This is a genomic window from Terrabacter sp. 2TAF16 (assembly GCF_052115065.1).
GTDB lineage: Bacteria > Actinomycetota > Actinomycetes > Actinomycetales > Dermatophilaceae > Terrabacter.
Map to the genome: position 1 here is coordinate 37,329 of NZ_JBFRFZ010000013.1, position 25,523 is coordinate 62,851.

Genomic DNA, 25,523 nt, shown 5'->3' on the forward strand with positions numbered 1-25,523 from the left:
CGGTGCCCACCTCTCGGTGGTTCGACTCGTCGTGCGCGGAGCGAGCGACGGGAATCGAACCCGCGTATCCAGCTTGGGAAGCTGGCGCTCTACCATTGAGCTACGCTCGCACGGGCCGCCCGGAGGTGCCCCGCGAAGGGTCCGCAAGGCGGCACGCGGCGTCAGTGTAGCCGACACCGCGCCAGTGTCAGGAACGCGACCCCAGGGGCCGAAACCGTCATGGATCTCGCCAAGCAGACCGCCTTCGTCGACCACGTCCGCGAGCGCGGCGGGGCGAGTGCCCAGGTGGCCGTCACCCTCGAGCAGTTCTTCGAGGGCAACGACTGCGAGTGGTGCATCGCGCCGAACCGTCCCGAGGACGTGCCGCTCGACACCGTGCGCCGGGTGCTCTTCGAGCTGCGCGAGCACCCGGAGGTGCACGACGTGCGGGTGGAGCTCGACGTCCTCGAGTTCCAGGACTTCCCCGACGACGAATGGCCCTACGCGAGTGGGGTGGCCGTCATCACGACCCTGCTCCCCGAGGAGGTCGACGCGATGACGATCGATGCAGACACCGAGTCGAGCGGCGGCCCCGCCGCGAGCGCGCAGTGGCTCGTCGACGGGCCGGTCGTGCCCGAGGGCCACCACTACGTCGGCGTGTGGTGGGACTGATGGCTGCCGACGGCGGCCGGATCGTCACGGGAGAACTCGAGCAGGTCACCGGCGCCGTCTGCTACCACGGCGAGGGGCCCGTGTGGTCGCCGACGTGGGGTGGGCTGCGCTGGGTCGACCTTCTCGCCGGTGACGTCCTGACCCTGCGCGCCGACGGCTCCGTCGACCGCCTGCACGTCGGCGACGTCGCCGCCTTCGTGCGGCCACGCAGGTCCGGGGGCTGGGTGGTCGCGACCGAGCGCGGTCTGGCGCTCGCGGACGAGCCGGACGGCACACCCACCCCGTGGTTCGACCTCTGGGACGACCCGACGGTCCGGATGAACGAGGGCGGCGTCGACGGCGAGGGCCGCCTGTGGGCGGGGACGATGGGCTACGACCGCGTGCCCGGCAGCGCGCGGCTCCTCCGAGTCGACGGCAACGGCGACGTCACGACCCTGCTGCCCGACGTGACGATCTCCAACGGCATCGACCTCTCGCCCGACGGCCGGCTCGCCTACTACGACGACACCCCGACCGGCCGCACCGACGTCTTCACGGTCGTCGACGGCGAGCTCACCGACCGGCGCCCCTTCGTCACCCACGACGTCGGCCACCCTGACGGGCTCACCGTCGACAGCGCCGGCAACGTCTGGGTCGCTCTCAACGGCGCGGGCCGCGTCCGCTGCCACTCACCGGGGGGCGACGTGCTCGCCGAGGTCGCCGTCCCCGTGCGCCTCACGACGGCGTGCACCCTCGGCGGCGACGACCTGCGCGACCTCTACGTCACGACGTCGCGCGAGAACCTCGACGACCCCGAGCCCCAGGCCGGAGCCGTCTTCCGCGTGCGCGTCGCCGTGCCGGGGCAGCCGGTGCGCGCCTTCGCCGGCTGAGCGCAGCCCCCAGACCACGAGGGCGTATGCCGTGTGCCCGGGTCGCGCAGCGGGGCCCGGGCACGCTCGGCACGCATCACCTCACGGCGGTGGTCCCGGGCGGGTCATCCCGCCGTCGGAGGACGGGCCGAGGAGCACGACCGGGCGACGCGGTCGCAGCCGGCCGGACGGCATACCACCGGGGTCGACGGCGGCGCCGTCTTCGTCCTTGCCGCCCACGCCGAGGAGGCTGCGCGTCAGCGCCTGCGCGTCCGACAGGAGCTCGTCGAGGGCCTGGCCGAGGTGGTCGTCGGCCGGCGGCTCGTCGGCGACCGCCGCCGCGAGGACCGCGCGCCGCACGAGCTCCTTGACGAAGGACGCCGTCGTGCCCTCGGCCCGGGCGGCCGCGGCCGAGATCGCCTCGGGGCCGAAGAGGTGCCCGCCGTAGAGGCGGAGCAGCTCGCGACGGCCCTCGGCGTCCGGCAGCGGGATCTCGGCGGCCAGGTCGACACGGCCGGGCCGCTGCGACAGGGCGACCTCCAGGTCCTCGACGCGGTTCGTCGTCAGCACGAAGGCGACGTCGGAGTCGGAGTCGAGGCCGTCGAGGGCGTCGAGCACCTCGAAGAGCAGGGGAGAGGCCCCCATCGGGGCGAACGACCGGTCCTCGGCGACGAGATCGCAGTCCTCGAGGACGACGATCGCCGGCTGGTGCGCCCGCGCGACCTTGGCGGCGTCGTGGATGAAGCGCAACGAGCCGCCGCTCAGCAGCACGGCCGTCGTGCCCGGCGTCGCCGAGAGCAGGTAGCGGACCGTGTGCGTCTTGCCGGTGCCGGGCGGCCCGTAGAGCAGGACTCCGCGCTTGAGGTGCTGCCCGTGGGCCACGAGCCGCTCCCGGTGCTCGCCCATGCCGATGACGTGGTGCGCCACCCGGTCGAGCACCCCCTCGGGCAGCACGACGGCGGCCGCGTCGACGGTCGGTCGCTCGATGAAGGTCACGCCGGCCATGCCGGGCCCGTAGGGGTCCGAGCCGAACGTCACGACCTGGCCGCGGATGACGCTGCGCTCGTCCATGAGCTCCTGGATGCGCGCCATGAGGGCGTCGGACACGTCGCGGTCGCGGGCGACGACCTCGATGCTCCCGGACTCGCGCCCGAACTGTCGGTTCATGCCCTGCTGACGGACCGCGACGGCGTGTCCGTCGAAGTGGAAGAGGCGGATGCCGGACGTCACGACCTGTCGCTGGTCGTCCTTGCCGGGGCCGGTCGGCATCCGGTCGTAATCGACCTGGCCGACCGACATGACCTGGCCGTGGAAGCGCTGCACGAGGTCGCCGAGCGACATGTGGTGACGCGCGTCGCCGGCGATGCCGATGACGGCGGCGGCGGAGTCGGCGCCAGCGACCTCGGACAGGGCGATGTCCGCGTCGACGAGGCGGTGCGGCAGCACGGTCGCCGAGACGACGGCCAGCAGGTGCGGCTCGACCCCGAGGTGCTCGCGCAGGGCGTCCGACAGCCGCTGTCCGGCCTCGTCGGACGGTAGCGACTCGAGGATCCGCCGAAGGACGGAGTGGAAGTCGGCGAGCAGGGCGTCGTCGGCGCGGCCGGAGCCCGGGCCGGAGGGGTCGGAGGGGTCCATGACGTGACGATAGGTCGCCGACGGCGTCCGTGGGGCGTCCGCGAGGGAAGAGAGTCGGGCAGGAGTGCCGGGGCGAATCCGGCCCGGCGTTATAGCCTCGTCCCGTGCTGCTCTCCGACAAGGACATCCGGGCCGAGATCGCCGCCGAGCGGGTCGTGCTCGACCCGTGGGACCCCTCGATGGTCCAACCGTCGAGCGTCGACGTCCGGCTGGACAAGTTCTTCCGGCTCTTCGACAACCACAAGTACCCCTACATCGACCCGGCCGCCGAGCAGCCGGAGCTGACGCGGCTCGTCGAGGTCGGTCCCGACGAGGACAGCTTCGTGCTGCACCCGGGCGAGTTCGTCCTCGGCTCGACGCTCGAGACCGTGACCCTCCCGGACGACCTCGCTGCGCGCGTCGAGGGCAAGAGCTCGCTCGGACGGCTCGGCCTGCTGACCCATGCGACCGCCGGCTTCGTCGACCCCGGCTTCTCCGGCCACGTCACGCTCGAGCTGTCCAACGTCGCGACCCTGCCGATCATGCTCTACCCCGGCATGAAGATCGGCCAGCTCTGCTTCATCCGCCTCAGCTCGCCGGCCGAGAACCCTTACGGCTCAGCGGCCTACGGCTCCCACTACCAGGGGCAGCGCGGTCCCACGGCGAGCCGCTCGTTCGCGAGCTTCCACCGCACCCAGGTGTGAGCGCCGACCTCGACACCACCGCGGCCGACGGCGACAGCATGCCGTTGGCCTCCCTGGTCTGGGACGCCCGGCCCGCGGACGCCGCCGTCGTCGCCCTCGTCATGCACGGCGGTGCCGTCGACGGGCACGAGCCCAACCGGCCCTGGTCGCACAACGTCGCGCGCCTCGTGCCGTTCGCCCGGTCCCTCAAGAGGGTGCCCGGTCCGATCGCCGTCGCCCGGCTCCGCTTCCGCGTCCGTGGCTGGAACGGCGACGCGATGCCCGTCGAGGACGCCCGGTGGGCGCTGGCACAGGTGCGGGCGGCATACCCCGGTGTCCCGATCGCCCTCGTCGGTCACTCGATGGGCGGACGGGTCGCGATGTTCGTCGGCGACGAGCCCGACGTCCGCCTCGTCGTCGGCCTCGCTCCGTGGGTCGAGAGGGGCGACCCGCACCCGGGCGCGGGCCGGCGCACCGTCCTCATCCACGGCGACCGTGACGTCATCTGCTCGCTCGCCCGCACCCGCCGCGCGGTGGAGCAGATGCAGGCCGAGGGGCTCGACGCCTCCCTCGTCCGCGTCGCCCGCGCCGACCACGCGATGCTCGTGCGGGCCCGGCTCTGGACGGCCCTCGTCACCGAGGTCGTCGAGGCCTCCTTCGCGCACGAGCTCGGTGGCACGGGTGAGCCGCGATCCGGCCCGATCGGGGCCGTCGTCGCCCGGGTCGTGCACTCCGGGGGCGTCACGGTCGACATCTGACCCTCGACGAGGACCGCGGCGCGGTCGGCGCAGGCGGGTACGTTGAGGGACATGATCCGCTTCGAGGGCGTGACCAAGCGATACGCCGAGGCGTCCGGCACCGCGCGCGGGGACGGGTCGGTCGCTGTCGACGACCTGACCCTCGAGGCCCCGACGGGCAAGATCACCGTCCTCGTCGGTCCCTCGGGCTGCGGCAAGACGACGACGCTGCGCATGGTCAACCGGATGATCACCCCGACGTCCGGCACCATCTCGATCGACGGCCGCGACACCGCCTCGCTCGACGTCGCCGAGCTGCGCCGCGGCATCGGCTACGTCATCCAGCACGCCGGTCTCTTCCCGCACCGAACGGTCCTCGACAACGTCACGACCGTCCCGCGGCTGCTCGGCACCGACAAGCGCACCGCGCGGACGCGGGCCATGGAGCTCATCGAGCGGGTTGGCCTCGACCCGGCGATGGCCAAGCGCTATCCCGCGCAGCTCTCCGGCGGCCAGCAGCAGCGCGTCGGTGTGGCCCGCGCGCTCGCAGCCGACCCTCCCGTCATGCTCATGGACGAGCCCTTCTCGGCCGTCGATCCCGTCGTGCGCGAGCAGCTCCAGAACGAGTTCCTGCGGCTCCAGTCCGACCTCGGCAAGACCATCCTCTTCGTGACCCACGACATCGACGAGGCCGTCAAGCTCGGCGACCAGGTGGCGGTCCTGCGCGTGGGCGGCGTTCTCGCCCAGCTCGACTCGCCGGCCAAGCTCCTCGCCGACCCCGTCGACGACTTCGTCGCCGGCTTCGTCGGCCGCGACCGCGGCTACCGCGCGCTCTCCTTTGCGGCGGCCCCCGAGCTCTCGCTCGCCGACGAGCCCACCGTGTCCCTCGGTGCCAGTGCCGACGACGTCCGAGCCGTCGGTACGCCGTGGGTGCTGTGCGTCGGTGCCGCGGGCGAGCCCTTGGGCTGGGTCCGGGCGGCTGCCGTCGAGTCCGAGGTGACGCGCACGGTCCTGCACCGCGGTGGCACCGTGGCCTCGACCACCGGATCGCTGCGGGCCCTGCTCGACGCGGCCCTGTCGTCCCCGAGCGGGCGCGGCGTCGTGGCCGACGACGACGGACGCCTTGTCGGCACCATCCGCGCCGCCGAGGTGATCCCCGCGATCGAGGCCCGGCGCGACGCCGTCGCCTCCCAGGCCCCGGCCGAGGAGGCGACCGCCCGGTGACCTGGGCCCTCGACCACATCGGCGACATCATGTCCCGCGCCGGCCAGCACGCCTGGCTCGCGGGGCTGCCGCTCGTGCTCGGTCTCGTCATCGCCCTGCCGCTCGGCTGGCTCGCGGCGCGCCGGCCGCGGCTGCGGGCCGTGCTGCTCACGACGACCGGTCTGCTCTACACGATCCCGTCGCTCGCGCTCTTCATCCTGCTGCCGCCGCTGCTCGGCACGAAGATCCTCGACCCCGTCAACGTCATCGTCGCGATGACCGTCTACACCGTGGCGCTGCTGACCCGCACCGTCGCCGACGGGCTCTCCTCCGTCGACGGGTCGACGCAGCAGGCGGCCATCGCGATGGGCTACGGCTCGTTCGCCCGGTTCCGCGCCGTCGACCTCCCGCTCGCGGTGCCCGTCATCGCAGCTGGTCTGCGCGTCGCTGCCGTGAGCAACGTCAGCATCGTCAGTGTCGCCTCGCTCATCGGCATCTCGCAGCTCGGCTACTTCCTCACCGACGGCTACGCCCGCTCCTTCCCGACCGAGGTGTGGGTCGGCATCGTCGCGTGCTTGCTCCTCGCGCTCGTCTTCGACCTCGTCATCCAGGTCGTGTCCCGCGTGCTCACGCCGTGGACCAGGGCGGTGGCCGCATGAGCCTCGCGACGATCTGGGCCTGGTTCACCGACCCGGCCAACTGGCAGGGCACCGACGGCGTGCCCAACCGCGTGCTCGAGCACCTGCTCTACACCGGGCTGACCCTGCTCATCGCTCTCGTCGTCGCCGTGCCGCTCGGCGCCTGGGTGGGCCACTCCGGACGCCTGCGCTGGCTCGTCACGGGCGCCAACGCCGCCCGGGCCATCCCGACCCTGGGGCTGCTCTTCGCCGTGTCGATGTTCGTCGGGCCGCTCATCCAGAGCGATCTCGCCTTCGTCATCCCGAGCATCACCGTCCTCGTGCTGCTCGCGATCCCACCTCTGCTGTCGGGCACCTACGCCGGCATCGACAGCGTCGAGCCCGCCGCGCGCGACGCGGCCAGGGGGATGGGCATGACCGGCTGGCAGGTGCTGACCAAGGTGGAGGCCCCCATCGCGCTCCCGCTCTTCCTCAGCGGCCTGCGCAGCGCGACCCTCCAGGTCATCGCCACCGCCACCATCGCGGCCTCCGTCAGCCTCGGGGGTCTCGGGCGCTACCTCATCGACGGGCTCGCCTCGCGCGACTACGTCCAGATGGTCTGCGGGTCGATCCTCGTCGCCGTCCTCGCGCTCGTCGCCGACGGCCTCCTGGCCCTGCTCGAGAAGAGGGCCGTCTCACCGGGAATCTCCGGACGGGCCACGCGTGTTGCCCGTTCACGCGCACGAAACTCCGATCCCCACTCCGAACCAGACCCCGACGGTGCAGACCGCTCGGATCCCGACCCGCGGCAGCCCGCAGTCGTCGGCTCCGGCAGCACCGGCCCCGTGGAGGCGACCGCCGCCACGGGCACCCCATCCGAAAGGGACCGACCATGACACGCACGCGCTTCCTCGCCGCGGGCCTGCTCCTCGCCGCCGTCGTGCCGCTCGCCGCCTGCGGTGGCGGCGGTGACCCACTCGCCCCTGCCTCGAGCCCCGCTGCCGGCGGGACCGGTGGATCGACCGGCGCCGCCGGCTCGGTCAAGGTCGGCTCCGCCGACTTCCCCGAGAGTGCCCTGCTGGGCGAGATCTACGCCCAGGCGCTCGAGGCCAAGGGCATGACGGCCACCCGCCAGTTCAACATCGGCAGCCGTGAGACCTACCTCAAGGCGATCTCCGGCGGTGAGGTCGACGTCCTCGCCGAATACACCGGCTCGCTGCTCAACTTCTACGACAAGAACGCCAAGGTCACCCAGCCCGACGAGGTCTACTCCGCTCTCCAGAAGGTCGTGCCGCAGGGGCTCACGGTGCTCGACAAGTCCGCCGCCGAGGACAAGAACTCCCTCGCCGTCACCAAGGACACCGCGAGCCAGTGGTCGCTCAAGGCGATCCCCGACCTCGCCGCGCACCAGGCCGACCTCACCATCGGCGCCCCGCCGGAGTTCAAGACCCGCCAGCAGGGCCTCGTCGGCCTCAAGTCGGTCTACAACATCACGCCCAAGGAGTTCCGTCCCCTGCAGAGCCAGGCCACGGTCGAGGCGCTCAAGAACGGTCAGGTGAAGGCGGCCAACATCTTCAGCACCGACCCGTCGATCGCCGCCAACGGCTTCGTCGTGCTCGATGACCCGCAGAGCCTCTTCGGCTCCGACAACGTCGTGCCGCTCGTGCGGACTGACAAGGCAGAGTCGCTCAAGGCGGTCCTCAACGCCGTCTCGGCCAAGCTCGACACGACGTCGCTCGCCGACATGGTCAAGCAGGTCGTCGTCGACAAGAAGGACGCGAGCGAGGTCGCCAAGACGTGGCTCGCCAGCGCCGGTCTCGCCTGATCCGGGGCACCTGCTGAGCGGCCGACGGCATACGCCGTCCGTCCGCAGGACACGCCTGAGGCCCCCGCGTCGGATGCGGGGGCCTCAGGCGTGCCCGACAGGACCCGGCCGGGCTGACTCGGCCGTACCGGGAATGTACCACCGCCGAGAATGGTTCTCATTACAGTCGCGAGTACTCGTGACCACGAGACCGAAGGAGCCCCCATGGCCAAGCGCACCGACCTGCGCCCCGTCGTCACCCTGCGTTCGACCGCCGGCACCGGCTACAGCTACGTGACGCGCAAGAACCGTCGCAGCAACCCCGACCGCATGGTGCTGCGCAAGTTCGACCCCGTCGCGCGCGAGCACGTCGACTTCCGCGAGACCCGCTGACTGCAGGCGCCTGCCGCGACCTGCGGGCGACGCGCAGTGGCCACGTCCGATCTCGGACGTGGCCACTCGCGTATGCCGACGCGATCAGCGGGTGAGGCTGCCTGCCTGCCTGGCGGGCGCGGGGGCGACGGGCGTCGACTCGGGGGTGGCCCAGCTGACGCGGACCGGCTCGGGGGCGAGCGGCGCGAACGTGGCCACGACGTCGATGCCGTCGCGGAGGAGCTTCACGAGACGCTCCTCCGGGTCGTCCACGCAGGCGCGGGCGATGCCGTCGACGGCGAGTGCGACGACCTTGGCGGCGTTGGCCGGCCGGACGGCTGCGGTGTTGAATCCCATGCGGGCCAAGTGGATCCGCGCCCAACGCTCGGCCGCCGGTGCGGTGGTGAGCGCGGCGCGAGAGGCCCTGGACAGCTGTCCGTGAGCGCGCCCGTCCTGCTCGGCGAGGATGCCCTCGGCGTTGAGGATGGCGAGGGCCATGACGTTCTGGCGCTCCTCGGCGGCGACGGGCAGTGCCGCCCGAGCCGTGGTCAGCACGAGCGCCGTCGTGACCCGTGGGTCGTCCGGGTTGAGGCCGACCACCTCGGGGATCATCATCACGAGGCGCTGCCGATGCGTCTCGTCGAGCATGTCGTTGACGCAGCGTGCGAGGGTCGCGAGCACCGGGTGCGTGCACTCCGGGTGGTCGCTCCACCGCTCGCCGGCCAGGAATGAGGCCATCTCCATGAAGCACGCGCCCTTGCGCGAGCTGCGGTGGCGGCCGCGCGACAGCACTGGCACGCCGTCGGGCACGAAGGGGGCTCGTCGTGACATCGTCGCTCCTCGGACTTTCCCATCAAGGATCCTGTGCGGGTTCCTTCATGGTGCGCCTCAATCGGCTCCTTGGCCACCCCTTCTGTCCAACCCCGTGGTCGGGGCGGTGGCTGTGGGATCGCCTGCACTCCTGTCGCTGGGCGTCGGAGTGTGTGCACAATCGGCCCATGCCCGTCGACGCGCACGCCGAGTCCGAGAGCGGCGGGGTCCGCGCCCACGTCGCCGACTCGTGGCTGCGCTCGGCCGCAGCCGGCGTGCAGGTCGACACCGTGGACGCGCCGATCACGTTGCCCGGTGACGCCCTCCGCGACCACCGTGAAGCGCACCCGCTGGCGAGGGTCTTCCCCCTGCTCGACGACGTGCTCGGCCAGGCGGCGCGCGACTGTGACGCCGTGATGGCGGTCTCCGATGCCTCCGGTCAGCTGCTCTGGGTGTGCGGGACGCCGAGCGTGCTCCGTCGCGCCGAGTCGATCGGCTTCGTCGAGGGCAGCAACTGGGACGAGCGGCTCGCCGGCACCAACGCCCCCGGCATGGCGCTGCGCCTCGACCAGTCCGTCAACGTCATCGGCGCCGAGCACTTCCGGCACTCCGTCCAGCGCTGGAGCTGCGCAGCCACGACGATCCACGACCCGTCCGACCAGAGCGTGCTCGGGGTGCTCGACATCACGGGGGGTGACGACATCGTCGTGCCGCAGACGATGGCCATGGTGCGCGCCGCGGCCCGGATGGCCGAGTCCGAGCTGGCCCGCGAGCTGCTCGTCAGCGGCCGAGGCGCCCAGCCCGAGGCCGTCGGGCGCGGGCTCTCGGTGCTCATGGAGTCGCTCGGTCGCAACGACACCCTCCTGACCGTCGACGACGGCCGGGGCCACCGCCGGACGGTGCGGCTCAGCCCGCGGCACAGCGAGATCCTGCTCCTGCTCGCCTCGGCACCGCGCGGCCTCTCCGGCGACGAGCTCGCCGTCCTGCTCTACGAGGAGGACAGCAGCGCCTCGACGCTCCGGGTCGAGATGGGCCGGCTGCGCAGCCTGCTCGGGGAGGACCTCCTCGCCTCGCGCCCGTATCGCCTCGTCGCCGAGCTCTCCGGGGACTGGATCGGGGTCGAGGCGCACCTCGCCGCCGGTGACGTCGCGAGCGCGATGCGGGCCTACCGGGGACCCCTGCTCCCGCGTTCGACGGCCCCCGGGGTGGTCCGGCTGCGCGCGAGCGTCGAGGGCGACCTGCGTCGAGCCGTCCTCGGAAGCGGTCGCGCCGACCTCATGTCGGCGTGGACCCGCTCCGCGTCGGGCGCCGACGACTACGAGATGTGGCAGGCGCAGGCACGCGTGCTCGGGCCCGGCTCCCCGCTCATGCCCCTCGTCCAGAACCAGATCCACCGCCTCGACCGCGAGCTCGGCCCGGCCTGACCCCAACCGGGCGTATGCCGTGACGCAGCCACCCGGCACACGCGACGCAACGTGGTTGCAACGTTGCGCTGCCTACGGTCACGCCAACCCCTGGGAGGGGAACCACCAAGGATGTTGGGAGATCAACCATGACCGTCTACGCACCGCCCGGTTCGCCGGACTCGCTCGTCACCGTCCTCGACCGTTACGGCCACTTCATCGGCGGCAACTGGGTCGACCCGAAGAAGGGCCTCTGGTTCGAGAACATCTCGCCGGTCAACGGCAAACCGTTCTGCGAGGTCGCCCGCGGCACCGAGGAGGACATCGAGGCCGCCCTCGACGCCGCCCACGCCGCCGCACCCGCGTGGGGCAAGACCTCGCTCGGCGAGCGTTCGCTCATCCTCAACCGGATCGCCGACCGCATCGAGGCCAACCTCGAGTCGCTCGCCGTCGCCGAGACGTGGGAGAACGGCAAGGCCGTCCGCGAGACCCTGGCCGCCGACCTCCCGCTCGCCGTCGACCACTTCCGGTACTTCGCGGGCGTCCTCCGGGGACAAGAAGGTTCGAGCAGCGAGATCGACGAGAACACCGTCGCCTACCACTTCCACGAGCCCCTCGGCGTCGTCGGCCAGATCATCCCGTGGAACTTCCCGATCCTCATGGCCGTGTGGAAGCTCGCCCCGGCTCTCGCCGCCGGCAACTGCGTCGTGCTCAAGCCGGCCGAGCAGACCCCGTGGTCGATCCTCAAGGTCGTCGAGCTCGTCGGGGACCTGCTCCCCCCGGGCGTGCTCAACGTGGTCAACGGCTTCGGCGTCGAGGCGGGCAAGCCGCTCGCGTCGAGCCCGCGCATCGCCAAGATCGCCTTCACCGGCGAGACGACGACCGGCCGCCTCATCATGCAGTACGCCGCGCAGAACATCATCCCGGTCACCCTCGAGCTCGGCGGCAAGAGCCCCAACGTCTTCTTCGACGACGTCGCTCAGGAGCGGGACGCCTTCTACGACAAGGCTCTCGAGGGCTTCACGATGTTCGCCCTCAACCAGGGCGAGGTCTGCACGTGCCCGTCGCGGGCGCTCGTGCAGAGCTCGATCTACAGCGACTTCGTGCCCGACGCCGTGGCCCGGGTCGAGAAGATCAAGCAGGGCAACCCGCTCGACACCGAGACGACCATGGGCGCCCAGGCGAGCAACGACCAGCTCGAGAAGGTCCTGTCCTACATGGACATCGGCCGCCAGGAGGGCGCGAAGATCCTCACCGGCGGCGACCGCAACGTGCTCGACGGCGACCTCGCCGAGGGCTACTACGTGGCGCCGACGATCTTCGAGGGCGACAACTCGATGCGGATCTTCCAGGAGGAGATCTTCGGCCCGGTCGTCTCGCTCACGAGCTTCGACGACGAGGCCGACGCGCTCTCCATCGCCAACGACACCCTCTACGGCCTCGGCGCCGGTGTGTGGACCCGCGACGGCTCGCGCGCCTACCGGATGGGCCGTGGCATCAAGGCCGGTCGCGTCTGGACGAACTGCTACCACCAGTACCCGGCGCACGCCGCGTTCGGTGGCTACAAGCAGTCGGGCATCGGCCGGGAGAACCACAAGATGATGCTCGACCACTACCAGCAGACGAAGAACCTCCTCGTCTCCTACTCGCCCGACGCGCTGGGGTTCTTCTGAGCGGGCCGGCCCCCGTGGCCACCACACCCCCAGAGACGGTCGCACCCGGTGAGCCATCGGCTTCCCCCAGCCGGGTCGACCTCACCAGTGAGGCGGCGGACCTGCTCCGCCGCCTCACCGGGATCCACGGTCCGCTGATGTTCCACCAGTCGGGCGGCTGCTGCGACGGCAGCTCTCCCATGTGCTTCCCGGCCGGTGAGTTCATGACGAGCGAGGCCGACGTGCACCTGGCCGACCTCGTCGTCGAGGGGACCCCTGCGCCCATCGGCTTCTGGATGTCGGTCTCGCAGTACGCGTACTGGAAGCACACGCACCTCACCGTCGACGTCGTGAAGGGCCGGGGCAGCGGCTTCTCCGTCGAGGCGCCCGAGGGTGTGCGGTTCCTCATCCGCTCGCGCCTGCTCACCGGCGCGGAGCTGTCGGCCTTCGGCATCACCGCTCCGACCGTGGGCCGGGTCGGCTGAGTCCGACCGGACCGTGGAGGTCCGCACACCGGTGCGGGGGTGCGGACCTCCACGCCGTCGTGGGCCGGGTGTCGTCGGACGTATGCCGTCAGGCGGGCGGGGCGACCGCCGCCCCCGACTGCCCCGACCGCGAGATCGCGTCGGCGACGAAGCCGCTCGCCTTGAGCTCCTCGACGAGCTCGTGGAGGAAGGCCACGGTCTCGACCGTACGCGTGCACGTCGTCCCCACGGCCTGCCCGATCTGCATGAACGCCTCGTCGACGACCCGCACGTCGTCGCGGCGCGCGGCGAAGGCCGTGACGGGCTCGCGGATGCCTGCACCGACCTCGAGACCCTCGGTGACGAAGACGTCGACGCCCTCGTCGCCGCGCACGACCGTTGCGCGCGCCAGGGTGCGGGAGAGGAAGAGGTCGTAGGCCGAGCCCTCCTTGACCCCCACCCGGACGTCATCGCGGTCCACGTCGGCGACGGACACCACGGGCGAGTCGACGGGCACGACGTAGACGCCCTCGATGACGGCATACGGCGCGGTGAAGGCGACCTCGGTCGCCCGGGCCGGGTCGGCGGCGAGGAAGCACAGGTCGGCCGCGCCCGTCGCCATGGCCTCGAACGACCGGCGCGCCGCGTCGAAGCAGACCAGTTCGACGGGCACGCCGAGCCGATCGCCGACGGCGTGGGCGATGTCGACGGTCACCCCGCTGGGCGAGTCCGGTGTGCCCTGGGCGAGCACGGGGTTGCCGAGGTTGATCGAGGCGCGGAGGACGCCGGTCGGGGCGAGGTCCTGGGCGATGGCGGGCGTCGGGGTCGCGGTCATCCGGTCAGGCTACGGCGTTCTTCCCTCGGGTGGGCTTGCGGTAGAAGGCGATCCCGGGCACGGGTTGCTCGGCCTCGATGACGGCCGTGTCGGTGATCGAGATGCCCGACCCGGCGACGATCGCGAAGAAGACCGTCTGGCCGAGCACGACGTCGACCTCGGCGGGCTCTGCCTTGCCGTCCGTGACCATGACGAGGACGCCCTGGCGCTGCTGGCTCTGCCAGGCCCGGATCCCCTTGTCCGAGGTCGAGTCGGGCGCCGAGACGCGGACGACTCCCTTGGCGCCGGAGCCGTGGGCGTCGGCCCACTCGTAGGTCCCGGTGCACGTGAAGGCGTGGGAGTAGCCCGACTCGTTGACGAGGCGGTCGCTCGAGAAGAAGTCCTTCTCGCCTGAGACGGCGAAGGGCCGGGCGTGCGGGTCGGGGCAGTGCCACATGACCATGTCGCCCGCGTTGACCGTCACCTTCTCGACGTCCGGCGCGAAGGCCTTGCCCGCGGCGTGGACGGTGACGAGCGTCTGAGCCATCTCGCCGCGCTTCGGGGAGTCACCCTCGACGACGACGACGTAGGGGTGGTCCTGGGCCAGGCCGGCGGTGCCGGCGTGACCGATCGCGTAGGCGTAGGCGCCGGGCTTCATGAACCGCTGCCCGTAGCAGTCGGTCTGTCGCAGCGCCCTGCTGTCGAAGTGGTCGCTCATGGGTCCGCCCTCCTCAGGCGCTGATGTCGGCGCTGAGGACGAGCTCGTCCTCGGGCGCATTGTGCTGGACCTCGGCGCCGACGGCGTCGATGTGGATCGAGACGGCGGGGTCGATCGCCGACGTCGCCGGCAGCACCTCGAACCACTCGGGCTGCTCGTAGACCGGGAAGCGGGTGCCCGAGATGAACGGCGTGATGATGGGGCCCAACCAGCCGGTGAGCCCGGCGATCCCGATGGCCGCGGTGACGGCGATGACGAGCCCCGCGAGGAAGGGGCCGATGAGCGGCACCCAGGCGACGGCGGCCGCGACGGCGAGCCCGATGCCGGCGACGATCGCCGCGGTCCCTGGGCCGAAGGCCAGGCTCGGCACGCCCTGGACGATGCCCTCGACCTTCCACACGCCACCGACGAGCGTCACGGACAGCCCGAGGTCGACAGTGGCCCGCACGAAGTCGCCGAACGACACGGGCACCGACACGGTGGGCCACGTGATGTCGATCCGCGGGGTGCAGACCGTCCCGACGCACGGGATGTCGATGCAGACCTGGGGGATGTGGATCTCGGGGAGGAAGTCGCCGAGGTCGAGCGACAGCGTCGCGCTCGCGCTCCAGTCGAGGCGCAGGTCGGCGATCCGGATGGTGCCCGGCGGGATGAGGTCGACGGTGCCGTTGCTCAGGGTGCCGCTCACGGAGTAGCTGACCGCGAACGGTCCGAGGCTGGACGAGCCGCTCGTCGACTGCGGGCCGAGCCCGGCGACGACGGTGTCGAGGAAGTCGTTGGCCGCGCCCTCGTCGATGGCGGCGATGATCTCGGACATGTGGGTCTCCTAGAGGTTGCCGCGGGCGAGCACGCGGTCGGTGTCGATGAGCGGGCCGACCGTCGGGGTCAGGGTGAAGGCGCCGACGCGCAGCGCCGAGACGGGGACGCGGATCGTCGTGAGGACGGCGCGCAGCATCTGGCCGATGAGGCACTCGAGCACCGACTCGAGGTCGTCCGGCATCACGTCGACGAGCTCGACGGCGTCGACGGCGAATCCGAGGGCGGGCTGCCCGTCGAGCGTCGTCCCGACGAGGTGCCCGACGGCATACAGCTCGATGGTCGTGCACACGGGGTTCTGGGCCTTGCCCGACTTGTCGTCCCAGCGAGGGTCGTTCGGCTCGTTCGGGTGGTCGCCACCGTGGTCGCCGTGCGGGTCGTGCGGGTCGTCCTCGGGATCGTGCCGGTCCTTCGGGCAGTCGACGCAGATCTGCACCTTCGTCGACACGCTGAACTGCCCCGGGCCGAGGCTCAGCTGGGGCGGCAGGGGCGCGTCCTCGTCGTAGAGGTCGAGGTGGGGCACCGAGAATTGCACGTGCCACTGGATGCCCCCGGTGCCGGGGAAGAGGATCGGCGGCATCTGCGTGTCGGCCACGTCCGAGACCGGCACGAAGGCCGGGGACCCGTACGACAGCAGGTGTGGTCTGGCGGTGCACAGCGCCGTCACGAGGTCGTTGAGGGCTGACTCCTCGGCGGAGACGAAGACCTCGGAGGTGTCGGTCAGGCTCATGGGTTCCCCCGGTGCTCAGGCCGGTTGCGGTGCCCCGGCTGCAGGGAGTCAGTGCGGCGGCCGCGACCCGCTGATACACGCCGACGTCGCCTGACGGCATACGCACGAGGCCCCCTCCGCGGGTGCGGAGGGGGCCTTCGTCAGGAAGCGGGCGTATGCCGTCCCGGCGCGCTCAGGCGACCGGTGCGGGCTCCGGGTCTGGCTGGGGCTCAGGCGTTTCCGCCTTGTCGGGCTCACCGCCGCCGTCGCCGCGGCGCACGGCGGCGAGGAGCATCTGGGCGACGTCGACGACCTCGACGGCGTCGGTGGCCTTGCCGTCCTGGATCGCGGCGTTCAGGCCGTCGGAGAGCATGACCTTGCAGAAGGGGCAGCCGACGGCGATGCGCTCGGCGCCCGTCGCGAGAGCCTCCTCGGTGCGGTTGGTGTTGATCCGCGTGCCGAGCTTCTCCTCCATCCACATGCGCGCGCCACCGGCGCCGCAGCAGAAGGACTTCTCCTTGCTGCGCTCCATCTCGGCGTACTCGACGCCGGGCAGGATCTGGAGCAGCTCGCGCGGCGGGGCGTAGACCTGGTTGTGCCGACCGAGGTAGCAGGGGTCGTGGTAGGTCACCTTGGCACCGGTCGAGGCCGCTCCGGTCGCCACGGCGTCACCCGGGCGCGCGACGGGCGTCAGGCGCTTCTCGCGGACGAGGCGGTTGAGCAGCTGCGTGTGGTGCAGCACCTCGTACTGCCCGCCGAGCTGCGGGTACTCGTTCTTGATGGTGTTGAAGCAGTGCGCGCAGGTGACGACGATCTTCGTCGCGCCGACCTCGTTGAGGGTCTCGACGTTCTGCTGGGCGAGCATCTGGAAGAGGAACTCGTTGCCGGCGCGGCGGGCCGAGTCGCCCGTGCAGGCCTCACCGTCGCCGAGCACGGCGAAGGAGACACCGGCGGTGTCGAGCAGCTCGGCCACCGCGCGGGTCGTCTTCTTGGCGCGGTCCTCGTAGGCGCCGGCGCAGCCGACCCAGAAGAGGTAGTCGACCTCGGAGAGGTCCTCGACGTCCTGCCCGACCTGCTTGACCTCGAAGGGGAGGTCCTTGGCCCAGTCCATCCGCAGCCGCGGCGCGAGGCCCCAGGGGTTCGAGTTCTTCTCGAGGTTCTTGAACAGGCCGTTGAGCTCGGCCGGGAAGGCCGACTCGATGAGGTTCTTGTAGCGGCGCATGTCGACGATGGCGTCCACGTGCTCGATGTCGACGGGGCACTGCTCGACGCAGGCGCCGCACGTCGTGCACGACCAGAGCACGTCCTCGTCGATGACGGCGTCGGGCCCGTGCGGGTTGTAGGCCGTCAGCGGGTGGCGGATGTCGTAGCCGGTCTCGCCGACGAGCTGCTCGGTCGCGACGGCGCCCTTCGTGGCGTCGCTGAAGCCCTCGGCCGACTCGATGCCGTCCTCGAGAGCAGCGGCGCGCACCTCCTCGGAGGCGAGCAGCCAGGGCGACTTGGCGTGCGCGTGGTCGCGCAGCGTCATGACGAGCAGCTTGGGGGAGAGGGGCTTGTCGGTGTTCCACGCCGGGCACTGGCTCTGGCAGCGACCGCACTCGGTGCACGTCGTGAAGTCGAGCAGGCCCTTCCACGTGAAGTCCTCGACCTTGCCGACGCCGAGCGCGGCGTCCTCGTCGAGCTCGTCGACGTTCTCGAAGTCGAGCACCTCGCCGCCGACGCGGATCGGCTGGAGCTCGCCGAGGCTCGTGCGGCCGTCGGCGTGGCGCTTGAAGAAGATGTTGAAGAAGGCGAGGAAGCGGTGCCAGGCGACGCCCATCGTCGGCTGGAGCGCGATGGTGATCATCCAGGCGAAGGAGATGAGGATCTTGACGGCGGCGATGACGACGATGAGGTTCTCGACGGCGCTGACCGACAGACCGGTGAAGAAGTTGCCGATCCAGCCCGTCAGCGGGAAGTGGAGGGCGGTGTCCATGCCGGTGCCGGTCTTGCGCGCGAGGGTCCACTCGAGGGCGCGGAGCAGGCCGATGCAGAGGGTGACGCCCAGGATCGTCAGCTCGACGTAGTAGGCCTGCCACCACGTGGAGCCGAAGAAGCGGCTGCGGCGACCGTCCTCACCGGCGGCCGAGCGCGGGTGGTTCTTCTGGCGGATCGCGATGAGCACGAGGATCGAGAGGAAGCCCGCGAAGGCGAAGAAGTCGGTGATCCACTCGTAGGGGAAGAAGTGGCCGATGAGCGGCAGCACGAACTCCGGCTGGAACAGCTGGCCGAACGCGTTGAGCAGGGTGAAGAAGAGGACGCCGAAGCTGACCATCGTGAACCAGTGCGCGATCGCGACGACGGGCAGCCGCGACATGCGCGTGTGGCCGAGGAACTCGCGCAGCAGCGTGCGCGTGCGGGCCCCCTTGTCGTCACCACGGTCCTCGGGCTGGCCGAGGCGGAAGGTCGCGAGGAAGTGGTTGACCGTCTTGACGAGCAGGGCGACGGCGACGGCGGTGACGCCGAGGCAGACGACGACGGCGACGATCTGGAGCGCACTCATGCCGGGGAGTCTACTGACGCGTGAGCAAGCGCTTAGTGATTGTGACGGCCGTCGCGGCGTGACGCTCGTCCCCTTCCTCCCGCGCCGGGCGGCATACGCCCTTCGGGGTGTATGCCGGGTGGCCCGGCGTCGCGGCGGCGCCCGGATCATGGGCGCGGCCTTGGCAATCGATAACGACGTGTTGGAATATGCATAACGAGAACTCGGTTGTCGGAGACAATCGAGGCGACAGACCGTTCCGCCGTACCCAGCCGAAAGGGCTCCAGCAATGCCGATCTACGACGACGTGACCAAGCTGATCGGCAACACGCCGCTCGTGCGCCTCAACAAGGTCACCGACGGGGCGCAGGCGACCGTTGCCGCCAAGCTCGAGTTCTACAACCCCGCCAACTCCGTCAAGGACCGCATCGGCGTCGCCATCATCGACGCCGCCGAGGCGAGCGGGCAGCTCGAGCCCGGCGGCACCATCGTCGAGGCCACCTCCGGCAACACCGGCATCGCGCTCGCCATGGTCGGCGCCGCCCGTGGCTACAAGGTCGTGCTGACGATGCCCGAGTCGATGAGCAAGGAGCGCCGCGCGCTGCTGCGCGCCTTCGGCGCCGAGCTCGTCCTCACCGACCCGTCGACCGGCATGAAGGGCGCGGTCGCCAAGGCCGACGAGATCGTCGCCGAGCGCGGCGGCGTGCTGGCTCGCCAGTTCGCCAACGAGGCCAACCCCGAGATCCACCGCAGGACCACCGCGGAGGAGATCTGGAAGGACACCGACGGCGAGGTCGACATCGTCGTCGCCGGCATCGGCACGGGCGGCACCATCACCGGCGTCGGCCAGGTGCTCAAGGCCCGCAAGCCGAGCGTCCAGATCATCGCCGTCGAGCCCGAGGAGAGCCCGATCCTCAACGGCGGCCAGCCCGGTCCGCACAAGATCCAGGGCATCGGCGCCAACTTCGTCCCCGAGATCCTCGACACCGAGGTCTACGACGAGGTCATCGACGTCAACGCCGAGACCTCCGTCAAATGGGCCCGCCGCGCCGCGACCGAGGAGGGCCTGCTCGTCGGCCTGTCGTCCGGTGCCGCCATCGCCGCCGCCGTCCAGGTCGCCCAGCGTCCCGAGAATGCCGGCAAGACGATCGTCGTCATCATCCCGTCGTTCGGTGAGCGCTACCTGTCGACGATCCTCTTCGAGGGCCTCGTCGACTGACGTCCCCTCGTTCGCCCGTCCCACCTGCAATGCCACCAAGGGGTCGTGCATGAGCACCGCACCACAGATCGACCACGAGCCCCGGCCGGCCGAGAAGCCGCTGACGCTCGTGCGCGGTGACGGCGCGGCCGAGGTGGTCGGGGTGGCCGGGGAGCCGGCGGCGACTGTGACCTCCCACGCAGCCGCCGTCGTCCCCGGCGAGCGGCCGTATGCCGGCCCGCTCGGCCTCGTGCGCAAGCTCGCCGATCGGGCCCGCGAGGACGTCGACGGCGCGATCGAGCGCGACCCCGCGGCCAACTCCCGGCTCGAGATGGTCCTGACCTCTCCTGGGCTGCACGCCATCTGGGCGCACCGCGGCCTGCACGAGCTGTGGAAGCGCCCGGGCGGACGGCTGCCGGCGCGGGTCCTCGCGACGGTGACGCGCTCGATCACCGGCGTCGAGATCCACCCGGCAGCCCGGCTCGGCCGGCGGTTCTTCATCGACCACGGCATGGGAGTCGTCATCGGCGAGACCGCCGAGGTCGGCGACGACGTCATGATCTACCACGGGGTCACCCTCGGCGGCCGGTCGATGGAACACGTCAAGCGGCACCCCACGGTCGGCAATCGCGTCACCATCGGCGCCGGTGCCCGCGTGCTCGGGCCCATCCGCGTCGGTGACGACGTCCAGATCGGCGCCAACTCCGTCGTCGTCAAGGACGTCCCTTCCGGCGCGGTGGCGACCGGCATCCCGGCGGTCATCCGGTTCCCGAAGCGCGACGCGACCAACCAGTGGCTCGACCCGGCGATGTACATCTGACCCACAGCTCCGGCAGTGCCGTCATGGTCCTGCGGATGGTCCTGCCGCTGGTGGGGTGATGACCACACCAGACGCAGCATCATGAGGCGTGTCATCAGGCGCGTCATGGTCGGCGCCGGGATGATTCGGCCGGGTGGGTCGCCCGCGGCTAGACTTCCGCGGACACTGGAGGGCTCGCATAGTGGCCGAGTGCGGCGGTCTTGAAAACCGCTATGGGTTCACAGCCCATCGTGGGTTCGAATCCCACGCCCTCCGCCAACTGCTCCGTAGGCGCGGAGTCCCACGCCCTCCGCACGCTGGCCGGAGCGTCGCCACGCCGGAGGCCACGGGTGCACCCAGACAGCGCGGGAGATCGCGCAGTTCGTGTCGCCAGGGCGCAGCAGACGCACGACCTCGTGCGCGGTCTCACGCGCGACCTCACGCGCGACCTCACGACCCCACTCCTCCGGCCTGGCCTCGGACCGGATCCGGGCATGAAAAAAGGGCCTCCGGAGATCCGGAGTCCCTTTTGTTCTCATGCACCGGCCTCGACGGTGAGCCCAGCGGTTGCACGCGCTCTCAGAGCAGGCCGAGCCTCTCCTCGAACGTCGTGCTGGAGTTGTACTGACCGACCGGCATCGACGTGGACGGACGGTTCATGGCCGCGAAGAACGACACGATGTACGACATCTCTGTATTCAGTTTCCTTGGTGACTGGGCCCGCCGACGCGTCGTCGCGGACCCGGTTGGTCGACCGTCATTGCGGGACGATCAGGACCGGCGGACCACCCGCGACCCGGCCGGGAGCGTGGCCGGGCCGTGGGCGATGTCTGCTCCACAATGGTAACAGTTCCGCAACCATGCTCCGGACTGCCGTTGACCTTTGGATGGCCCCATGAGATACGACAGTGTGACCAGACATTCCGGCTCGGATCCCGCGCCCGACACCGCCGAGATCCTGAGCCGGCTGGCCCCTCTCGAGCTCCCGTCGGCGAGCCCTCTCGTCCTGCGGGGGCGCCGCTTCGACGCTGCCTCGCCCGCCGTCATGGCCATCGTCAACCGGACCCCTGACTCCTTCTTCAGCGGCAACCGCCACGCCGACCTCGAGTCCGCCAAGGCGGCCGTCGTCGAGGCCGTCGAGCTCGGCGCGGACCTCGTCGACGTCGGTGGCGTGCGCGCCGGTCAGGAGGGCGAGGTCGTCGACGCCGACGAGGAGATCCGGCGGGTCGTACCGTTCCTGCAGTGGGCGCGAGCCGCGCACCCGGAGGTCCTGCTGAGCCTCGACACGTGGAGGTCGGAGGTGGCCCGTGAGGCGGCCGGGGTCGTGGACCTCGTCAACGACACGTGGGCCGGGCACGACCCCGAGCTCGTCCACGTCGCGTCGGGCATCGGTGCCGGCTACGTCATCTCACATACCGGCGGCCTTCCGCCCCGGACCGATCCGGTCGACGTCACCTACGGCGACGACCCGCTCGACGTCGTGCGGGACGTCGTGCGCACCCTGGCCGACGGCGCCCTCGCGGCCGAGCGTGCCGGCATACCTCGTGAGCGCATCCTCGTCGACCCCACGCTCGACTTCGGCAAGACCACGGCGCACTCGCTCGAGGTCCTGAGGCACACGGCCGACATCACTGCCCTGAACTACCCTGTGCTGCAGGCGATGTCGCGGAAGGACTTCGTCGGGGAATCGCTCGACCTGCCGGCCGAGGAGCGCCTCGAGGGGTCCCTCGCGGCGACCGCGGTGGCGGCCTGGCTGGGGGCAACGGTGTTCCGCGCGCACGACGTCCGGGCGACCCGGCGCGTCCTCGACATGGTCGCGACGATCCGCGGCGACCGACCCCCGCGGCTCGCGCTGCGAGGCACCCGACGAGACGTCGCGACGAACGGTTCCTGAACGCCCAAAAACGAGTGTCATCCGACGGGCCGACCGGCCGGTATTCTGCTAGGTTCGTCGCGGTTGCAGTTGCAGTTCCTCGCAGTCGAGCAGGTGCCCGTCATCCACAACGGTGACGGGTTTCCTTTCGGCTTCGGTGGGTTCGCGCCCGTCGAGTGGAGTCAATGCGGCAGCTTGGGATGCGCGAGGTGCGTTGTCCCACACGCTAAAGAAGGAAGAGTTACCCGTATGGCACAGGGCACCGTCAAGTGGTTCAACGCTGAAAAGGGCTTCGGCTTCATCGCCCAGGACGGCGGCGGCCCCGACGTTTTCGTCCACTACTCGGCCATTCAGTCGAACGGTTACCGTTCGCTGGACGAGGCGCAGCGAGTCGAGTTCGAGGTCACGCAGGGTCCCAAGGGCCCGCAGGCCGACGCAGTTCGCCCGCTCTGATCACTCGAGAGCAACAGCAACGAGCGACACCAACCTCAGTCGTTTGTGACAAAGCCCCCGGCCAGCGGCCGGGGGCTTTGTTGTGGGTCGGCGGGCCTGCGGGTCAGCAGGTCTCGTAGGAGTCGGTGCTCGACGTGGTCGGGGTCTTCGTCTTCGTCGGCGTGCTCGTCGACGTCGAGGAGGGCTTGGGCGTCGCCTTCGGCGGCGCGATGCCCTTCTGGATCAGCTCGCGGATGAGCGCGTAGTCGGGGTCGTTGGAGTAGACCTTCTGCTTCTGCGTCAGGGCCACGCTGTTGATCTTCGACTTCTGCACACGCTCGACGAGCTCGACGAAGGCCGGGAGGTTCTGCACCGGGATGTCGGTGTAGATGTTGTCCTTGAGGATGCTCGCGACCTCGGGGTACTTCGAGACCATCTGGGCCGGGTTGACCTGCTGGACGATCGCCTGGACGACGCAGCGCTGGCGCATCTGGCGGAACGTGTCGCTGTCGGCGGCGCGTGAGCGGGCGTACCAGAGGGAGTGGTAGCCATCGAGGTGCTGGCGGCCGGGCTCGAAATAGCCCTTGACGCCGAAGACGCTGCCGTCGGGGGCGTGCTCGCCGCCGATGGTCAGCTTGGTGCCGTAGCCGCTCAGCTTGACGTTGATGTCGAGTCCACCCATGGCGTCGATGAGGCGCGAAAAGCCCTTGAGGTCGATGACGACCATCTGGTCGACCTCGAGCCCGGTGATCTCCTGGACGGTCCCACGCAGCTCGACGCGCCCGGGCTGGTCACCCGAGGGGTAGGCACCCGGGTGGGCCTTGGCGTAGTTCTCGGCGTCGACGTAGAGGTTGGTCAGCATGCACTGGCCGGGGCCCTGGTCACAGGAGCTGTCGGGCGAGCCGAACGTGCCGGAGGGGTAGATGGCGCGCAGCGGGCTCTTCGCCGCCAACGGCGCGTTGAGCAGGTTGCGCGGCATCGAGATGAGCGCGGTGCGTCCGGTCTTGGTGTCGATGCTCGCGAGGATCATCGAGTCGGTGCGGATGCCGACGCGGTCGGCGCCGGCGTCGGAGCCGAGCAGCAGGATGTTGACGCGGGCCTGCTCGGCCCAGGGGTCCTCGCCCTCGGAGACCTGGGCTCCGGCTCCGGGGGTCGTGGGGGTCTTGCCGAAGACCTGCGCCACGGTGCTCTGCGTGATCGTGGCGTACTCGGCGAACTTGAACGACGAGCCGGCGACGACGAAGACCATCAGGGTGGTGAAGCCGGCGAGCAGGCGCGTGCGGGCGCGGTCGAGCCTCGTGGGGCGCGACTGCACGGCAGTGAGGATGATCGAGCCGCACCAGAGGATGCCGCCGATGACGAAGGCGACCGCGAGCGTCTGCAGCACCGTGGGGCGCGCGACGATCGACAGCGCGGCGTTCGTCACGCCGGTGCGCATCACGTAGTACGCGCCGACGCCGAGGCTGACGATGGCGAGGGCGAGCAGCAGCCAGCCGAACTTGCGGCTACGGGTCTGCGTCAGGCCTGCTCCCGGGACGACGGTGCCGAGGGCCGTGAGCCCGACGGCGCGGCGGAAGCCTGACTTGAGCTCGCGTCGCAGCGCCTCACGGGTCGGGGGCGCAGCCGGACCTCGCGTGTTCGGGTAGGTCATGGAGTCCTCTCTGCATCGGCCCGTGCGCACGAGCCGATGCACATTGTGCCCTGCCAACCTGATATATGCCTCATCGAGTTGGGTAAGGCGTCTGGACGCGTCCACCCCCGGTTTGGGTCGGGCGCACCGGTGCCGGTAGCCTGTGCTCGCCCGTGCATCGGACGCCGCCTCGGCGGCCTCGTCGCGGGCACGGAGGCGTCGCATAGTGGCCTAGTGCGCCCGCCTGCTAAGCGGGTTGAGGATAAAACCTCTCGCGGGTTCAAATCCCGCCGCCTCCGCTCCAGAACGCCGAATGCCCCCGAGCGAGCTCGGGGGCATTCGGCGTTCTTCCACGGAGGCGGCGCGATGCCGGGAGGAGCGGCTGGTCGTGGTGAGGAACGAGCCACGACCAGCGCGACGGCTCCCGCCGCCTCCGCCAGCACCAGACAGAAGGACCCCGACACGCTTTTCGTCGGGGTCCTTCTGTCTGATGCTGGTCGAACGCGTGGGGTGTAGGACGTGGCCTCTCGACCGTTCAGTCCAGGGCGTCCTCGCGCCGCCCACGGCGGCGCTGCGCCAGAGGGAGCAGGACCCACAAGGCGACCCCGAGCAGCGCCAGCACGCCACCGATCCAGAATGCCGTGGAGCTGTGCAGCAGGACGTCGAGGACGAGCACGACGCCGCCGATCATGCCGGATCCGAGGAAGAAGAGTCCCGTGCCGATGAGGGTGTCCGTGTGCCGCACCACGAAGTCCTTGAGGCCCTCGCGGAAGAGCATCCGGTGCATGGCCACGGGGGTCATGAACAGCAGCGTGGCGATCGTCATGCACAGCAGGGTGACGATGTAGATGCTCCGCTGCAGGTCCGAGAGGCTGGTGAACCGCTGCTGGAACGGGATGGTCAGCAGGAAGGCGAAGAGGATCTGCACGCCCGTCTGGACGATGCGCAGCTCCTGCAGCTGCTCGCCGAAGTTGCGATCGAGCCGCTCGGCCTCGGTCTCGTCGCGGGTGTAGGGCTGTGAGTCGCTCATGGCTCACAAGTACCCCACGGAGTGCCCTCGAGGACAGCGGACACGAGAGGCAACGTATGCCGCGTGCTCGGCGACACGGCATACGCCCTCGGTGCCGTGCGGGCCTACGACGCCACGGGCCCGTG

The 25,523-nt window shown here is 70.7% G+C and carries 25 protein-coding genes and 3 tRNA genes; 18 read left to right on the forward strand and 10 right to left on the reverse strand.

What is annotated here, in order from left to right:
- Positions 1-39 precede the first annotated feature (39 nt).
- Positions 40-110: transfer RNA gene (locus AB4Z14_RS18100), tRNA-Gly, on the reverse strand.
- A 109-nt stretch (positions 111-219) separates the two neighbouring features.
- On the opposite strand from AB4Z14_RS18100, the gene AB4Z14_RS18105 reads away from it, so the two are divergent.
- Both AB4Z14_RS18105 and AB4Z14_RS18110 read left to right on the forward strand, forming a co-directional pair.
- On the forward strand, positions 220-651 hold the full coding sequence (locus AB4Z14_RS18105; protein ID WP_442276420.1) for a hypothetical protein: 432 nt from the start codon (positions 220-222) through the stop codon (positions 649-651).
- Complete coding sequence (locus AB4Z14_RS18110) at positions 651-1,520, forward strand: SMP-30/gluconolactonase/LRE family protein (protein WP_442276421.1); 870 nt, start codon at positions 651-653, stop codon at positions 1,518-1,520. The genes AB4Z14_RS18105 and AB4Z14_RS18110 overlap by 1 nt, the downstream gene beginning before the upstream one ends.
- A gap of 81 nt (positions 1,521-1,601) precedes the next feature.
- On the opposite strand, the gene AB4Z14_RS18115 is transcribed toward AB4Z14_RS18110, so the two are convergent.
- On the reverse strand, positions 1,602-3,134 hold the full coding sequence (locus AB4Z14_RS18115) for an AAA family ATPase (RefSeq protein WP_442276422.1): 1,533 nt from the start codon (positions 3,132-3,134) through the stop codon (positions 1,602-1,604).
- Between the two features lie 104 nt (positions 3,135-3,238).
- Between AB4Z14_RS18115 and dcd the strand changes: the two genes are divergently transcribed.
- The 7 genes from dcd (at position 3,239) to rpmG (ending at position 8,550) form a co-directional block, all read left to right on the forward strand.
- Positions 3,239-3,817 carry a dCTP deaminase gene (gene dcd, locus AB4Z14_RS18120; protein WP_020143865.1) on the forward strand — a complete coding sequence of 193 codons (579 nt, stop codon included), beginning with the start codon at positions 3,239-3,241 and terminating at the stop codon, positions 3,815-3,817.
- Positions 3,814-4,554 carry a serine aminopeptidase domain-containing protein gene (locus AB4Z14_RS18125; protein WP_442276423.1) on the forward strand — a complete coding sequence of 247 codons (741 nt, stop codon included), beginning with the start codon at positions 3,814-3,816 and terminating at the stop codon, positions 4,552-4,554. The genes dcd and AB4Z14_RS18125 overlap by 4 nt, the downstream gene beginning before the upstream one ends.
- A 51-nt stretch (positions 4,555-4,605) precedes the next feature.
- Positions 4,606-5,757, forward strand: coding sequence for an ABC transporter ATP-binding protein (locus AB4Z14_RS18130; RefSeq protein ID WP_442276424.1), 1,152 nt, complete (start codon positions 4,606-4,608; stop codon positions 5,755-5,757).
- Complete coding sequence (locus tag AB4Z14_RS18135; RefSeq protein ID WP_442276425.1) at positions 5,754-6,395, forward strand: ABC transporter permease; 642 nt, start codon at positions 5,754-5,756, stop codon at positions 6,393-6,395. The genes AB4Z14_RS18130 and AB4Z14_RS18135 overlap by 4 nt, the downstream gene beginning before the upstream one ends.
- Positions 6,392-7,249, forward strand: coding sequence for an ABC transporter permease (locus tag AB4Z14_RS18140; protein ID WP_442276426.1), 858 nt, complete (start codon positions 6,392-6,394; stop codon positions 7,247-7,249). Before AB4Z14_RS18135 ends, AB4Z14_RS18140 begins: the two co-directional genes overlap by 4 nt.
- Positions 7,246-8,178 carry an ABC transporter substrate-binding protein gene (locus tag AB4Z14_RS18145; protein ID WP_442276427.1) on the forward strand — a complete coding sequence of 311 codons (933 nt, stop codon included), beginning with the start codon at positions 7,246-7,248 and terminating at the stop codon, positions 8,176-8,178. Before AB4Z14_RS18140 ends, AB4Z14_RS18145 begins: the two co-directional genes overlap by 4 nt.
- 204 nt (positions 8,179-8,382) lie before the next feature.
- Positions 8,383-8,550 (forward strand): 50S ribosomal protein L33, encoded by a 168-nt coding sequence (rpmG, locus tag AB4Z14_RS18150; RefSeq protein ID WP_020143871.1) that lies wholly within the window; start codon positions 8,383-8,385, stop codon positions 8,548-8,550.
- 84 nt (positions 8,551-8,634) lie between these two features.
- Here rpmG and AB4Z14_RS18155 read toward each other — a convergent pair whose 3' ends face one another.
- On the reverse strand, positions 8,635-9,360 hold the full coding sequence (locus AB4Z14_RS18155; protein WP_442276428.1) for a hypothetical protein: 726 nt from the start codon (positions 9,358-9,360) through the stop codon (positions 8,635-8,637).
- Positions 9,361-9,527: 167 nt separating this feature from the next.
- On the opposite strand from AB4Z14_RS18155, the gene AB4Z14_RS18160 reads away from it, so the two are divergent.
- From AB4Z14_RS18160 to AB4Z14_RS18170, 3 genes are all read left to right on the forward strand, one after another.
- On the forward strand, positions 9,528-10,763 hold the full coding sequence (locus AB4Z14_RS18160; RefSeq protein ID WP_442276429.1) for a GAF domain-containing protein: 1,236 nt from the start codon (positions 9,528-9,530) through the stop codon (positions 10,761-10,763).
- Positions 10,764-10,891: 128 nt separating this feature from the next.
- A complete protein-coding gene (gene exaC, locus AB4Z14_RS18165; protein ID WP_442276430.1) occupies positions 10,892-12,415 on the forward strand; it encodes an acetaldehyde dehydrogenase ExaC in 1,524 nt (507 codons plus the stop codon).
- A 14-nt stretch (positions 12,416-12,429) separates the two neighbouring features.
- Positions 12,430-12,879, forward strand: coding sequence for a DUF779 domain-containing protein (locus AB4Z14_RS18170; protein ID WP_442276431.1), 450 nt, complete (start codon positions 12,430-12,432; stop codon positions 12,877-12,879).
- 88 nt (positions 12,880-12,967) lie between these two features.
- Here the strand turns inward: AB4Z14_RS18170 and AB4Z14_RS18175 are convergent, their stop codons facing one another.
- The 5 genes from AB4Z14_RS18175 to AB4Z14_RS18195 form a co-directional block, all read right to left on the reverse strand.
- Positions 12,968-13,693, reverse strand: a complete 726-nt coding sequence (locus AB4Z14_RS18175; RefSeq protein WP_442276432.1) for a transporter substrate-binding domain-containing protein — start codon at positions 13,691-13,693, stop codon at positions 12,968-12,970.
- Positions 13,694-13,697: 4 nt separating this feature from the next.
- On the reverse strand, positions 13,698-14,390 hold the full coding sequence (locus tag AB4Z14_RS18180; RefSeq protein ID WP_442276433.1) for a hypothetical protein: 693 nt from the start codon (positions 14,388-14,390) through the stop codon (positions 13,698-13,700).
- Between the two features lie 13 nt (positions 14,391-14,403).
- The gene (locus AB4Z14_RS18185; RefSeq protein ID WP_442276434.1) at positions 14,404-15,207 is read right to left on the reverse strand and encodes a hypothetical protein; all 804 of its coding nucleotides are present in this window, start codon (positions 15,205-15,207) and stop codon (positions 14,404-14,406) included.
- A 9-nt stretch (positions 15,208-15,216) separates the two neighbouring features.
- Positions 15,217-15,936 (reverse strand): hypothetical protein, encoded by a 720-nt coding sequence (locus AB4Z14_RS18190; RefSeq protein WP_442276435.1) that lies wholly within the window; start codon positions 15,934-15,936, stop codon positions 15,217-15,219.
- A 172-nt stretch (positions 15,937-16,108) separates the two neighbouring features.
- The gene (locus AB4Z14_RS18195; protein WP_442276436.1) at positions 16,109-18,457 is read right to left on the reverse strand and encodes a (Fe-S)-binding protein; all 2,349 of its coding nucleotides are present in this window, start codon (positions 18,455-18,457) and stop codon (positions 16,109-16,111) included.
- Positions 18,458-18,725: 268 nt separating this feature from the next.
- Here AB4Z14_RS18195 and cysK point away from each other — a divergent pair, with 268 nt between their 5' ends.
- From cysK to AB4Z14_RS18220, 5 genes are all read left to right on the forward strand, one after another.
- A complete protein-coding gene (gene cysK / locus AB4Z14_RS18200; protein WP_056774255.1) occupies positions 18,726-19,655 on the forward strand; it encodes a cysteine synthase A in 930 nt (309 codons plus the stop codon).
- Positions 19,656-19,704: 49 nt separating this feature from the next.
- A complete protein-coding gene (cysE, locus tag AB4Z14_RS18205) occupies positions 19,705-20,454 on the forward strand; it encodes a serine O-acetyltransferase (protein ID WP_442276437.1) in 750 nt (249 codons plus the stop codon).
- A 167-nt stretch (positions 20,455-20,621) separates the two neighbouring features.
- Positions 20,622-20,712: transfer RNA gene (locus AB4Z14_RS18210), tRNA-Ser, on the forward strand.
- Positions 20,713-21,328: 616 nt separating this feature from the next.
- Entirely contained in the window at positions 21,329-22,327 is a 999-nt protein-coding gene (gene folP / locus AB4Z14_RS18215) for a dihydropteroate synthase (RefSeq protein ID WP_442276438.1), read from the forward strand.
- Between the two features lie 228 nt (positions 22,328-22,555).
- On the forward strand, positions 22,556-22,759 hold the full coding sequence (locus tag AB4Z14_RS18220; protein WP_013491183.1) for a cold-shock protein: 204 nt from the start codon (positions 22,556-22,558) through the stop codon (positions 22,757-22,759).
- A gap of 103 nt (positions 22,760-22,862) precedes the next feature.
- Here the strand turns inward: AB4Z14_RS18220 and AB4Z14_RS18225 are convergent, their stop codons facing one another.
- On the reverse strand, positions 22,863-24,389 hold the full coding sequence (locus AB4Z14_RS18225; protein WP_442276439.1) for an LCP family protein: 1,527 nt from the start codon (positions 24,387-24,389) through the stop codon (positions 22,863-22,865).
- A gap of 191 nt (positions 24,390-24,580) precedes the next feature.
- On the opposite strand from AB4Z14_RS18225, the gene AB4Z14_RS18230 reads away from it, so the two are divergent.
- A tRNA-Ser gene (locus AB4Z14_RS18230) sits at positions 24,581-24,667 on the forward strand.
- Positions 24,668-24,903: 236 nt separating this feature from the next.
- Here AB4Z14_RS18230 and AB4Z14_RS18235 read toward each other — a convergent pair.
- Positions 24,904-25,398 carry a DUF6328 family protein gene (locus AB4Z14_RS18235; RefSeq protein WP_442276440.1) on the reverse strand — a complete coding sequence of 165 codons (495 nt, stop codon included), beginning with the start codon at positions 25,396-25,398 and terminating at the stop codon, positions 24,904-24,906.
- Positions 25,399-25,523: the final 125 nt, after the last annotated feature.